This is a genomic window from Shewanella youngdeokensis (genome assembly GCF_033180165.1).
GTDB lineage: Bacteria > Pseudomonadota > Gammaproteobacteria > Enterobacterales > Shewanellaceae > Shewanella > Shewanella youngdeokensis.
Genome location: NZ_CP136522.1, coordinates 1749867 through 1762806, shown reverse-complemented (window position 1 = coordinate 1762806; position 12940 = coordinate 1749867). Strand labels below are relative to the sequence as shown.

Genomic DNA, 12940 nt, shown 5'->3' with positions numbered 1-12940 from the left:
AAAAGAGGTAAAACGCAACATCATCAAAAACCAAGTTCACACGGCCGGGAAAAGCCACAAATACAGCCAACGCGCGCCATAAAAACCTGCCGCTAACCCCGCCGTAATGCCAAGGATCAACACAAAAAACTTAGCTCTTTTACGGTTAAGTTCAGACAACATCGCAATATCATCATCGCATTCAATTGGGCTTTGCTGGTTCGTCAATTGATTGGGTTCCATATTTGTGTCCACTGTGTGGTGAGTTTTGATATCCATATCAGCAAATTATGGCGGGCAATGACATTAAGCGCCACCGATTACTTGCTACAAAATGTTAACCAAAAAAACCAAACCCAAACAATTGTATGTACCTAGAACAATATTTAAACTGCGACATTATGTTTCAAAACGGCACTGTTTTACGGCATTCACCATATGAATATCATGCTCAGCCAGTAATTTAACTGTCAGAGCGGTCATCTTATCGGTGTGTTTCTCCCGCTTAGCAGCCCAAAGTGACTCATTAGTTGCAAACATAAAAGTAACTTGCAAACTCAGGTTTACTTTAGCAAAGTCGACTTTATGTGTTAGCCACATAAAGCCTAATACGTTGCCTTTGAAGTGCTCGCATACCTCAGTTAACGATATACGGATCGCATTATTTATTTTCTTGTCACTTTTTCTCAAATGAGCCTCATTGCGCCGTTGCACTTAACCTTGGTTAATTGATACCATTTTATTAATAAATGCTTTTACTGAATCTGCATTATCAAAACTAAAAGCTAGACCATAATGGATGCCATTAACACTCTTGTGTACCCGTTTAGGAAACCGAGTCATTTCAGAATAGTGACAATATTTGTCTTTTACACTTACTCCATCGAGTGCGGCAAAATCGGCTTTAAAAACTTCATATGCGGGTCTAATCACCAACTGCACTTGCTTGGCGTCAACAAAAAGGTAGAACGGTTCTTTCAGTTTTGGCAGCATATATTCCGTTGCTTTCTTAATGGTAAAGTTAGTTCTACATTCCAGTTCGCTCAATAGCGCCATCATATCTTGCTGTTCAATCGCCAAGTTATTTCCTTACCTGTAAAAGCGGTTTAATTGCATTAAATTTTCAACTGATAATAGCGCCTTTATAGATCCCTGCCTATGACTATCTATCTGATAAATCGTATTGAATAAGCCGGATCTCAAGTTGTTTTTAAGCAGCTAACGCGGTACAACAATAGCCACTTAAGCCTTAAGCGAGCGCGATTAATGTCATTACCCTACTCTCAGTCATGTGAAAATAACAAAATGGCAATAGCAACAATATTAGATAGCTGCTTTAGTGAGTCCAAACATGTACTTGAAGTTGGTAGCGGCACTGGTCAACATGCTGTGTTTTTTGCTAAACGCCTACCCCACTTAATTTGGCAAACTAGCGATCAATCACACTACCACAGTGGTATTAATGCTTGGTTAGATAAAGAACCTAGCCCAAACCTGCGGCCCCCATTAGCACTTGATGTAATGCAGCACTGGCCGGTAAATTCAACGGGCTTGTCCACTATTGACGCCATTTTTACTGCTAATACATTGCATATTATGTCTAAAGATATGGTGAAGGCATTTTTCTGTGGCGCCGGGCAACACATAGCAGTGCATGGTCAGCTTTGTATTTATGGCCCTTTTAACTATCAAGGCAACTATACAAGTGACAGTAACCGTCATTTTGACCGTTGGTTAGCTGCGCAAAACCCAAACAGCGCCATACGTGATTTTGAATGGATAATACAACTGGCAACAGAACAACAATTTGTATTGGTCAAAGATCACCCAATGCCAGCGAACAATCGCATACTACACTTTAAAAAGCGCGCATAATGTTGGTACTTGAGCTGACATTAGCGCGGCTCTGGCTACTACTCACCCATTGCATAACGAGCAGCTTTTGCTCTTCATCTCTGCGATCCTTTTGAATCAAAAAAACCTATTACGCTAACGCAATAGGTTTTTGATTATTAAGACATAACAATAGGGTTAGAAATCAGCTTCATCAAACTCACAAATTAAGCTACTTGCCGCACCAATTTGCTTTAATAAGCTGCGGGTTTGTGGAGCCCAATAGGCCATGTAAAACTCTGCTGTTTTCAATTTGTTTTGATAGAAAGCTTGCTCTTCAGTATTACTCTCTAAGCCCGCTAACGCGGTTTGTGCAACACGCGCCCACATCCAAGCCACTGAGGTGATACCGAATAATTGCATGTAAGTAAATGAAGCTGCTCCGAGCGAATCTGGGTTCTGTGCGGCCTCAGTTCCAAGAATTGCTGTCGCTTTTTCAAGATCGCCCGCTGCTGCCATTAAGCCCACCACAAAAGGTTGCATAGCTTCATTACCAAGTTGACCTTGGACAAATGCTTTAACCTCTTCAGACCATATTTTTAGCGCCGCACCTTTATCAGACATAATTTTGCGACCAACAAGGTCCAAAGCTTGCACACCGTTAGTGCCTTCATAAATCATGGCGATACGAATATCACGCACGAATTGCTCCATGCCCCATTCATGAATATAACCATGTCCGCCAAAGACTTGTTGGGCATCCACACATGCTTTAAAGCCTTGATCGGTTACAAAACCTTTTACGATTGGAGTGAACAATGCCGCCAGTTGTGCAGCCTTTTTACGCTGCAGTGGATCGCTATGACGTTCAGCTTTATCAAGCCACAACGCTTGTTGGCCCATCAATGCACGAGTGCCCTCATTGAAAGACTTTTGTGACAGCAACATTCTACGTACATCACCGTGAACCAGAATAGGGTCCGCAGCCATCTCTTTATTTTTCACGCCACTTAACGCGCGGCCTTGAATACGATCTTTGGCATAATTTAAAGCGTTTTGATAAGCGATTTCAGATACACCAAGCCCTTGAATACCAACACCGAGTCTGGCTTGGTTCATCATGGTAAACATTGCACGCAAACCTTGATGCGGTTCGCCAACTAATTCGCCTATCGCACTGTCAAAGTTCATCACACATGTTGAGTTTCCATGGATCCCCATTTTATGCTCAAGACTGGCAGCACATAACGTGTTAGGACTACCCAAGCTACCATCGGCATTAACCATCACTTTAGGCACAGCGAATAATGAAATGCCCTTCACCCCCGCTGGCGCATCAGGCAGCTTAGCTAACACTAGGTGGATAATGTTGTCAGTTAAATCATGGTCGCCTGACGAAATAAATATTTTCTCGCCGCTGATAGCAAATAAACCTTCACCTGCAGGAACCGCTTTTGTCCGTAATAAGGCTAAGTCAGTCCCGGCATGCGGCTCGGTCAAGTTCATGGTTCCAGTCCATTCGCCGCTGACTAACTTTTCAAGGTATTTACCCTTTAACTCCTCACTGCCATGCACATGAATAGCGGCATATGCGCCATGGGTTAACCCAGGGTACATTGCAAACGCCATATTTGTAGCCGTTTTCATCTCAGTAGCAAATAAACCAACAACTTCAGGTAAACCTTGTCCGCCATATTCAGGATCACAAGTTAGTGTTGCCCAACCATTATCAACATATTGTTGGTATGCATTGATGAAGCCACTTGGCGTTATCACTTTACCGTCAATAAGCTTACAACCTTCAACATCACCAGAACCGTTTAATGGCAGCATAATATCGGTTGTAAAATCTGCAACACCTTGCAGTACTGCATCGATAAGTTCAGGGTCAAACTCATCAAATCCGGCAAGTTCTTTTTGGTTGTATATATCGAGAAGTTCATTAAGTACAAACTGATAATCGCGCAATGGAGCTTGATAAATAGGCATTGTGTCATCCCTTTCGTTATTGTATTTGCTGTTCATATAACCAGCGCTTTAGTCACCTTAACCAAATTAGAACAAAAACTCAGCAATTTTCTAGCATTATTTAAACGATCGATTGAATTTATTAAAAGCCACGGCCATTTACGTTTAGCTCTGCGGGTAAAATACAGTAAGTTAAGTTAAACTTTCGCTATAACACTTGCGAGTTACACTCAATTAAAGGACATGTTCTATGGGTTCGGTTACCACTAAACAACACCCAAACGGTTTAGATTATATTGATGTCGATACACCGTTATGTAAGGCCAGAATATTTTTACAAGGCGCACAAATTGACACCTTTATCCCCGTTGGAAAAAAGCCACTGTTGTGGGTGTCGGATGCCAATGACTACCAAGTTGGCACCAGTATACGCGGTGGGATCCCCGTCTGTTGGCCTTGGTTTGGGCAAAGTAGTACTGCGGACTTTCCACAGCACGGCTTTGCTCGCACTCGAGTTTGGACACTCGAATCAGTCAATATGTTCGATGACACAGTAGAAATAAAATTAACCTTGCCAATTACTACTAGTGACAAACATTTTTGGCCGCATAACACTAAAGTTGAGATGTTATTTCGCCTCAGTGAGACGCTGTCAGTAAGCATAACCAATACCAACCAAGGTGATTATACTGTTAGCCTAACGCAAGCTTTACACAGCTACTTTCCCGTTAACGATATCCATCAATTAACAGCGAGTGGATTTCACGGGGCCAATTACATTGAGTTTGCAGAAGGCCCTTTTGAACAGCTAAGCAATAATGTCAACTTTACGTGCGAAACAGACCGAGTTTATACCCAGCTCAAGCAGACTCAAATGCTTGAAACAACAGATGGAATAATTGAAGTTAGCCGTGACAATAGCCATAGTGCAGTATTATGGAACCCGTGGATTGATAAATCCAAACGTTTATCACGTTTTAAAGATGATGATTACTTGTCTATGGTCTGCTTAGAAGCTGCTAACGTGCTCGATGATAAAGTTACGCTCGCGCCAAATCAAAGTCATACTCTAACAACACATATTCGTTGGCGCTAACTGTTAACTGGTCTGGGTTTTGCTATTTTTAAGTAAAGCCCATTGCAGTTTTAAGGCGATCGAATCAATCATTACTGTTAATCAACCAAGAACCTAACTCCACGGTCAAAACTCTGCAGGGCATTTATGTCAATTCGACGCTCGCAATCATTGCCTAATATATACCTAGTGTTTGCGATATAAAGTCATCATCACAACCGCCACAACAATAATGGCTTAATATTAGTACTACTTCGAACACAATACTTATGCAAAGCACGGTAAGTCATTGATAAATTATTTATATATTGCGTTTAAATGCTAGAATCAGCGTTAATTACCACCGGTTAAACCGTGCTAAATAACGACAACAACGATAAAAGCGAGTGAAAAGTGGCAGTCAACACCTTCGGCCAACAGTTTCGTCGTTTAATACTCATATCAACTGGTATGATGTTGACGACAATATTAATTGCAACCCTTTATGTCGGTTGGAATTTTCAGCGCTTAACAATAAAGTATGCCAACGATTTTTTGCAACCTTATCAAGTACAGATAGCCGATTTTAGTTTTACCATTAAAGACCTGACCCATTGGCAGTTTCCGTTGCTGTCATTAACGATTAATCAAACCAAGGTTGACATTAAAGATCTCAATATCAGTTTTAAATCTGACACTGATTTTTTTGCGCTTAAAATTGAAGATCTATACGCTTTATCTGCCAAAAAACTGAATATCGACCTCGACCCCAGCGTATTGCGCTCAGCAGCAAAACAGCAAAATAATAGTCCAACTATTGCACTTGATTTCAGCGCGCTGCCCCTCATTGATATAGGTGAAACACAACTCACCATCAAGAATATTGCCAGTACAAAACTGAAAATAAACATTCCGTATTTAAAGTTAGATAAAAAAGGAAATTTCAGCAGTGAAGTTGTCAATAATCAGCAAACTGTCGTAAAAGTTGCAGCTCAGTTAAATACCGATGAGTGGCAGGCTAATACTCAAGTTAATATTACTAAGCTGCAATTACTCATCGCCGATATTTATGCTGCAGAAACAACGCTATTTGCGTCAAAAATGGCTCAGTATAATAACTTTGAAGACTCCACCAGCTTATTATCACCCATTTATAAATTACAAGGTTTGCTCAATAGCCAGCAACTATTACTCAATGCCACCGTCAATTCAGCCGTAACACTCGGCGTAAAGTCGGGACAACTACAGTCGCAACATTCAATCAGTAACCTAAAATTACAGTTCAATGGTTTAGCGGGTTTAACCCTGATCCCACAGCCTATCGATGACCATAAACACGCTATCAGCTCGGATCCACAGCAGCAGTTTGATCAGCTCAACTCACAGGGCGAATTAGCATTTAGCCTAAATGGTAATATTGCCGATTTAACTCTCACGGTACAGCCTTTTGAGTTACCTATCGTATTTGAGCCACAAGTAAAAAATACACTTGCTACCCCCCCGCCCAGCTTAGTAGTTTACTCAAACGCCTTGATGACCAAGAGTTAGCAAAGTCCCTTAGTCACTTGTATCAAGTGTTAACACCAGCTAATAGCGGTGAGCGTCCACAGGTAGCGCCAAGTCTACGCGTCAGCATAAACACTCCACTAACATATCATTTAAATAATAATCAACTGTCTTTAGCTAAAGCTGCAGCCAAGCTTGAACACAGTAAGCTCAGCGCAGCTCTTAACATCAATAACTTTAACTACTCACCGGCTCAGCCTGCGGCTAACACCGCAGTACAGGCCGCTGACTCACGCTTAGTATTTGCTTGGCAGTTACTGGCAAGCCATCGGCAACATTTAAACATTAATGCCTTGTGGCCAACATTAACTAAACTACCGACGCAATTAGCAGTCGATAAAGCCACATTATCATTGGAGGGGCAATTTACCGCGTTAAACCAACAAGATAAATCTAGTTATGCCCTAGATGTACAACCAAATGCATCGTTGATAACTCAAGGAGTGTCGCTATCACATCAAGCAGTAAATCATGGCGCTAAACAGGCAGCTGAAACACCCACCAGCTTTACCGCAACCAGCGATAAAATAGCGCTAACTTTTAGCTCTAATGCCCAATATCGAAAGTCAGATAGTCAAACCCATATCATCATGCCGGCATTAGCCGTAATGGCTTCCAACCTCCAGGCCAAACAACAGCAATTTGATCAATTACACACTCAATACCGATTAAAAGCAGACTCCGTAAATATTGGACTTAGTGAGTCGACTGCGATAGAACTTGGGGACAAGTATGATGCATTAGCTGCTATGCAATGGTTAAACGGCGAGCAGCGCAACCACTTAGCTTGGTCGCTCGACAATCTATTACTCGACAAATCTGCGTTGGTGCAATCGACAAAAAAAAGTAGCCGTTATAGTCAATCTCAGATACAGCAAACTTTATTAAAATTAGACCGCGTCGATTTAAACCAGCAACTCAACCTTTCGCCGAGCCAGTTAAGCAGTGATGATACATGGCAAATCAATGGTCTAAATTTATTTAGTCAGCACCAATACCAAACCATCAACAATTCACCAGCTCAATTTCAAGTAACTGGTGATTGGCAATTCCAAACCGATTTTGAGCCTATTATTGCTTTTTTAAGCCAAAGCGACTCACTGCCAGACTCATTACAGCTTAATGGCAATGCTGATCTTAACCTGCATTACCGCTTCAACAAGACACAAGACTCATTGTTTGAACTCAACTTTTCGCCGTATGTCACCGACATTGCAGGTCATTTTGCAAACCTTCCCTTTGAGGGCGGCAACATTCGTACCCAATGCCAATTTAAGTGGCTGCAACGTCAAGCTATTAGTGAAACCAGCAATTTCAATTGTGAGGCTATTGACCTGTCGTTACAGGCATTTAATCCCGGCATATTAATCACCGATATCAAAGCACAAGCGGCGATTGCTTTTAGTACCGACGCCAATCAAACAGTTACTGACACAAAACACCACAATCTCGCCTTGCCTGCCGAGATCTTTGGGATCACTAAAGCCTCTGTCAACTTGACCGCCAATGGCGACTTGCTCAATGGCCAGCTGTTGATCCCACAGTTTCAACTTAACTTAAAAAAGCCGTCGTCAGCCTATTTTGTATTACAACGCATTGACCTTAAGGAGCTGCTTTCAATTTACCCACAGGTCGGTATTAGTGCCGATGGGATCTTTGATGGGGTTTTACCCGTCACCTTAGAACAAGGAAAAGTGGCAATTAAAGGCGGTCAATTAGCAGCACGGGCACCTGGAGGCCTAATTGTGGTTGACGGTAACCCCGCTGTTGACCAAATGCGTTTGAGCCAGCCCTATTTAGAATTTGCCTTTTCAGCTTTGGAGCATTTAACTTACACTGAGCTGTCGAGTTATTTTGATATGGATGCACAAGGTGATGCATTGCTTAAAGTTAATGTTAAAGGGCATAGTCGCGGCATGGAACGTCCTACCCACTTAAACTACTCTCAAGAAGAGAACATGTTACAGTTATTGAGAAGCTTACAAATAGGGAACAACCTACAAAACCAGATTGAAAGCTCAATACAGTAGCGAGTCAATAGGCTAAATGAGCAAACGGGTTTACTCTACAACACATTAAACCTAAGATGATTAACACACTAATCCATTAGTAACTAAGGATAAGGCATTGAAGATATTTACTATCCCTAAATCGATTCTAAGCATAATCATTGCGATCTATGCCTTAATGGGCTGTAGTCCTACCGTTAAAATTGCACCACCAGAAAAACCCATTGTCATTAATCTTAACGTCAAAATTGAACATGAAATTAAGATTAAAGTGGATAAAGAGCTCGATGAACTACTCGCCGATGATGAGCTGTTTTAACTAAAGGATAAGAAGGAGTAATCAATGAAATCTACAATATTAGTTCTATTTACCAGCCTATTACTTAGCTTCAATGCTTTAGCTATTTCACTTCAAGAAGCAAAAGCACAAGGCTATGTCGGTGAACAAACAAATGGTTACTTAGGTCTTGTAAAAGAGACCTCTGAAGCAAAAATGTTAGTCAAAAAAATTAACCCTAAGCGTAAATCTCACTATCAAAAAATTGCTAAAAAGAACAGCCTAGCTGTGAATGAGGTCGCGACGCTTGCCGCAGAAAAAGCGATTAAAGCCGCAAAAAAAGGCATGTATATTCAAAATGCACGTGGCGAGTGGGTAAAAAAATAGCCCCAAACTTTATCGTTTTTTCAATTGCGAAAATCAATATAAAAGCCTTGATTCGACAATAACAAAAGCCCGTAATAACGGGCTTTTGGGTTTGAGCGTTTTAGCTATTGCAACCTTTAACATCACCAACATAACAAGCCCAGCCCCTAGAATGCTTGCTAGCGTGCCGACGACAGATTTAATTAGGGTAAAAAGTGGATAACCGCTTTTTATAGATGACTTGAAATAAGCGACTAAAAATCAAACAACTTACCGCCAAAGCTCTATACAATAAAGTGACGTAATAGTAACTCTGAGCCTTAGAGGAGGATTACTCATACCTTAGAACACAGCGTTGTAAAGCTCATCATGGTTTAGTTAATTTGCTCTAAAAACCTCACTGCTTGAGTCAAATCTCGCGTTCTCGCCATCGGCGGTAAAGAATTTAAAAATGCTTGCCCATACGGACGGTTTACAATGCGATTGTCACACAAGATCAGCACGCCACGGTCTTTTTCATCACGTATTAAACGCCCAACCCCTTGATTAAGTGAAATAACGGCTTGAGGCAGTGAGATCTCCGTAAACGGATCTTTCCCCTCCATAGCAATACTTTCACTGCGCGCCCGATAAAGGCTGTCGTCCGGTGATACAAACGGCAATTTGTCAATAATAACGCAACTTAATAGCCGACCACGCACATCAACCCCTTCCCAAAACGCACCGGTTCCGAGTAAAACGGCATTACCTAATTGCCGATATTTTTTTAATAAGGTTTGCTTGTTAGCTTGCCCTTGTACTAATAAGGGATAAGAAACTCGCCTTTGCAACGCAACAGCAACGAGGTTAAGCATGCGGTGGCTAGTAAACAAGATAAATGTACGCCCTTTCGCCGCTTCAATCGCCTGCACGCACACCTCAACAAATTGCGGCACGATGGCATGATGATTACTGACATTAGCCAACTGTCGCGGTACACAAAACAACGCGTTGTTGGCGTAATCAAAAGGACTTTTTAATAACAATTGTTTGCAGTTATTGATGCCCAGTTGTTTGGTAAACAGGCTTAAGTCTTGGTTTATTTGTAATGTTGCAGACGTAAAAATCCAAGCGACATTGGCATCGAAAAGTTTTTTACATTCTTTAGCAACATCGATAGGTGCAATACGAAGCATTAAATATCGATGACCATAGTCGATACTGTAAGCCGCTTGATTGTTCTCACACAAAAAAAACAGTTCTAGTTTGCCAGTTTGTTGCTGGAGTTTCTCAAGTGCATCATCCAAATTATCACTGCGCCCAACATGACTTTGTAACATGGCTTGTAATGACGCCAGCTCACTTAGCAATCCCCACGATAAAGCGGCTAACTCTTTATTGCCTATCATTCGGCGCCAATCGGTATCGCCTACAGCAAAGAGCGCTTGTTGCCATTCATTCAAAAAGGTTAAGCAGCGTGCACTTAATTGCTCAATTTGCTTTGCATCACGCAACTCACGTTGATAGATCTCAATAAGTTTTTCTAATAATTCAGCAATTTGCCGCGTTGAGCATTGCTGACCAAAGTAAGTAACAGCAATATCGGGTAGTAAATGTGCTTCGTCAAAAATAACCACATCAGAATCGGGTAACAGTTCAGCAAAGCCTGTTTCTTTTATGATCCTATCGGCTAAAAATAGATGATGGTTAACCACAATAACTTGAGCATCCATTGCTCTATTACGTGCTTTACGGGTAAAACACACATCATAATGGTCGCAGCGCTGGCCAATGCAGGTCTCTTTGGCACTATTGATAAGAGGTAAGGCAGCTGAATTTTCCGATACTGAGGTGAGACCGCCCAAATCGCCATCTAGAGTCTGGCCTGCCCATTGGTTTATTCTGAGTAAATCATCCAGAATTTGTGTGTCCATGGAGCTGGCACCTGACAACTCTTTTTCCATAAGGTGCTGGCATAGGTAGTTATTACGCCCCTTTAACAAAGCCGCTTTAGCCGTGATGCCTAACATCATTAATAATGCTGGCAGATCTTTATAAAACAGCTGCTCTTGCAAGTTTTTACTACCAGTACTAACAATAATTTGCTTATTGCTCAGTAACGCAGGGATCAAGTAAGCAAATGTTTTACCAACCCCCGTTCCCGCCTCGACAACTAGATTGTCGCTACTCACGATAGACTCACTCACAGCTGCAGCCATTTGTAATTGAACGTCACGGCGATTAAAGCCTTTAATGGCGGTTGCTAACGCGCCATCGGCAGCAAAAGTAGCGGCCACTTGTTGGGGTAATTTATCGTTCAAACGCCACCGTACTTAGTTGTCATCTAGTTCAACACCATTAAAATTCAAACAGCTAAAGTGTAACGTAAGCGGCTATGAACCCCAAGAAGCTTGTATAGCGGCTGCAGGGGATAATTTGGCTAATGGCTATTGATTGACCACGGTCAGCAATTTAGCTATGGCGAATATTCAATGAGTAAGTACCTCACTATTAACTTGATAAAGGCTGTACTTTTAAAATGGTTAAAAGGATTACGTAATTAATGCATTTAAACGCTACTGTCAAAAACACTGCTCTGATCGTCGTTATGAATTGTTTACTCTTTAAAACAGTCTCGCACCAATGCCTCTGCATCTAACATCACCACAATTATGTAAATATTAACCATTTATTATAATTAGTGGTTGCAATCGTTAACAAAGCTGGTTAATTTAAATGCACAGCAGATCAACACTTTGTTAGGTTTGCCAATATTTTCGCCTCCAGGCCCAAGCCATTAAAAATATAGAGTACAGAATATGAACCAGCTTTCGAACATGATCCATCATCGCCATCATATGCGGTAGCCTTCGGAAGCTTACTGCCGAAGGACGTATTCCTTCTGGCGGTTGATTTAACAATATCAAAAACCCCTAGAAGGAATTCTAGGGGTTTTTTAGTTTTAGCTTATTAATTACAAATTCGAATTAACTTAAAGGGAAGTCATCATGTCAGAGTCAACTAGATTAAGAATCGCCATTCAAAAGTCTGGGCGTTTATCAAAAGAGTCACTCAAGCTACTTAAAAGCTGTGGGGTTAAATTCAATATCAATGAACAACGCCTTATTGCACATGCCGACAACATGCCTATTGACTTGCTTCGTGTGCGTGATGACGATATTCCGGGTCTAGTAATGGACGGAGTGGTTGATTTAGGCATTATTGGTGAAAACGTTTTAGAAGAAGAACAAATTGAACGCCAAACGTTAGGCACTCCAGCAGAATGCATCAAATTACGCGAACTAGACTTTGGTGCATGCCGTTTATCGCTAGCTGTACCTAATGAGTTTAGCTACCAAGATGCGAGATCACTTGAAGGCCTGCGTATTGCAACTTCATACCCCAATATTTTGCGCCGTTACATGCAAAGTAAAGGCATCACTTACAATGACTGCATGCTTAAAGGCTCGGTTGAAGTTGCGCCTCGAGCGGGTTTAGCTGACGGGATCTGTGATTTAGTCTCCACCGGTGCAACATTAGAAGCAAACGGGCTATATGAGACAGAAGTAATTTATGAATCAATGGCTTGCATTATTCAATCAACCAATACCCAACCCGATGATAAACAGGCTCTCATTAACAAAATACTATCTCGCATCAATGCAGTTGTCCGCGCTAAAGAAAGTAAATACATCCTGCTACACGCCCCGACTGAAACTCTAGAGCAAATTGTTGCGTTACTGCCCGGCGCAGAAAACCCAACCGTATTACCGCTAAATGATGATAGTAACCGTGTTGCGATTCACGCTGTAAGCACCGAAGATTTATTCTGGGACACCATGGAAGAGCTAACGCAACTAGGTGCGACTTCAATTCTAGTTATGCCTATCGAAAAAATGATGGGGTAAG

Annotated in this window: 12 protein-coding genes; 7 read left to right on the top strand and 5 right to left on the bottom strand. The window is 41.6% G+C overall.

Features of this window, described 5'->3' with window-relative positions; all coding sequences use genetic code 11:
• Positions 1 to 36: 36 nt before the first annotated feature.
• The 3 genes from RGE70_RS07590 to RGE70_RS07580 form a co-directional block, all read right to left on the bottom strand.
• A complete protein-coding gene (locus tag RGE70_RS07590; protein WP_310470884.1) occupies positions 37 to 222 on the bottom strand; it encodes a hypothetical protein in 186 nt (61 codons plus the stop codon).
• Between the two features lie 156 nt (positions 223 to 378).
• Positions 379 to 669, bottom strand: coding sequence for a Fis family transcriptional regulator (locus RGE70_RS07585; RefSeq protein ID WP_310470883.1), 291 nt, complete (start codon positions 667 to 669; stop codon positions 379 to 381).
• A 24-nt stretch (positions 670 to 693) separates the two neighbouring features.
• Entirely contained in the window at positions 694 to 1059 is a 366-nt protein-coding gene (locus RGE70_RS07580) for a hypothetical protein (protein ID WP_310470882.1), read from the bottom strand.
• A 186-nt stretch (positions 1060 to 1245) separates the two neighbouring features.
• On the opposite strand from RGE70_RS07580, the gene RGE70_RS07575 reads away from it, so the two are divergent.
• Entirely contained in the window at positions 1246 to 1854 is a 609-nt protein-coding gene (locus RGE70_RS07575) for a DUF938 domain-containing protein (RefSeq protein ID WP_310470881.1), read from the top strand.
• A 156-nt stretch (positions 1855 to 2010) separates the two neighbouring features.
• On the opposite strand, the gene RGE70_RS07570 is transcribed toward RGE70_RS07575, so the two are convergent.
• A complete protein-coding gene (locus RGE70_RS07570; protein ID WP_310470880.1) occupies positions 2011 to 3801 on the bottom strand; it encodes an acyl-CoA dehydrogenase C-terminal domain-containing protein in 1791 nt (596 codons plus the stop codon).
• A gap of 229 nt (positions 3802 to 4030) precedes the next feature.
• Between RGE70_RS07570 and RGE70_RS07565 the strand changes: the two genes are divergently transcribed.
• The 5 genes from RGE70_RS07565 to RGE70_RS07545 all read left to right on the top strand — a co-directional run bounded on the left by RGE70_RS07565 (position 4031) and on the right by RGE70_RS07545 (position 9073).
• A complete protein-coding gene (locus RGE70_RS07565; RefSeq protein ID WP_310470879.1) occupies positions 4031 to 4876 on the top strand; it encodes a D-hexose-6-phosphate mutarotase in 846 nt (281 codons plus the stop codon).
• A 372-nt stretch (positions 4877 to 5248) separates the two neighbouring features.
• Complete coding sequence (locus RGE70_RS07560) at positions 5249 to 6382, top strand: intermembrane phospholipid transport protein YdbH family protein (RefSeq protein ID WP_310470878.1); 1134 nt, start codon at positions 5249 to 5251, stop codon at positions 6380 to 6382.
• A gap of 26 nt (positions 6383 to 6408) precedes the next feature.
• Positions 6409 to 8430 (top strand): intermembrane phospholipid transport YdbH family protein, encoded by a 2022-nt coding sequence (locus RGE70_RS07555; RefSeq protein WP_310472945.1) that lies wholly within the window; start codon positions 6409 to 6411, stop codon positions 8428 to 8430.
• Positions 8431 to 8587: 157 nt separating this feature from the next.
• Positions 8588 to 8728 (top strand): YnbE family lipoprotein, encoded by a 141-nt coding sequence (locus RGE70_RS07550; protein ID WP_310472944.1) that lies wholly within the window; start codon positions 8588 to 8590, stop codon positions 8726 to 8728.
• A gap of 24 nt (positions 8729 to 8752) precedes the next feature.
• Complete coding sequence (locus RGE70_RS07545) at positions 8753 to 9073, top strand: YdbL family probable chaperone protein (RefSeq protein ID WP_310470877.1); 321 nt, start codon at positions 8753 to 8755, stop codon at positions 9071 to 9073.
• 353 nt (positions 9074 to 9426) lie between these two features.
• Here RGE70_RS07545 and yoaA read toward each other — a convergent pair whose 3' ends face one another.
• A complete protein-coding gene (yoaA, locus tag RGE70_RS07540) occupies positions 9427 to 11352 on the bottom strand; it encodes a DNA repair helicase YoaA (RefSeq protein WP_310470876.1) in 1926 nt (641 codons plus the stop codon).
• 687 nt (positions 11353 to 12039) lie between these two features.
• Between yoaA and hisG the strand changes: the two genes are divergently transcribed.
• Positions 12040 to 12939 (top strand): ATP phosphoribosyltransferase, encoded by a 900-nt coding sequence (hisG, locus tag RGE70_RS07535; protein ID WP_310470875.1) that lies wholly within the window; start codon positions 12040 to 12042, stop codon positions 12937 to 12939.
• Position 12940 lies beyond the last annotated feature (1 nt).

What these genes read in the sequence shown, in the direction of transcription:
- RGE70_RS07590 (WP_310470884.1), bottom strand. Translation starts at nt 222, where the DNA reads ATGGAACCCAATCAATTGACGAACCAGCAAAGCCCAATTGAATGCGAT.
- RGE70_RS07575 (WP_310470881.1), top strand. Translation starts at nt 1,246, where the DNA reads ATGTCATTACCCTACTCTCAGTCATGTGAAAATAACAAAATGGCAATA.
- RGE70_RS07570 (WP_310470880.1), bottom strand. Translation starts at nt 3,801, where the DNA reads ATGCCTATTTATCAAGCTCCATTGCGCGATTATCAGTTTGTACTTAAT.
- RGE70_RS07565 (WP_310470879.1), top strand. Translation starts at nt 4,031, where the DNA reads ATGGGTTCGGTTACCACTAAACAACACCCAAACGGTTTAGATTATATT.
- RGE70_RS07550 (WP_310472944.1), top strand. Translation starts at nt 8,588, where the DNA reads ATGGGCTGTAGTCCTACCGTTAAAATTGCACCACCAGAAAAACCCATT.
- RGE70_RS07545 (WP_310470877.1), top strand. Translation starts at nt 8,753, where the DNA reads ATGAAATCTACAATATTAGTTCTATTTACCAGCCTATTACTTAGCTTC.
- hisG (WP_310470875.1), top strand. Translation starts at nt 12,040, where the DNA reads ATGTCAGAGTCAACTAGATTAAGAATCGCCATTCAAAAGTCTGGGCGT.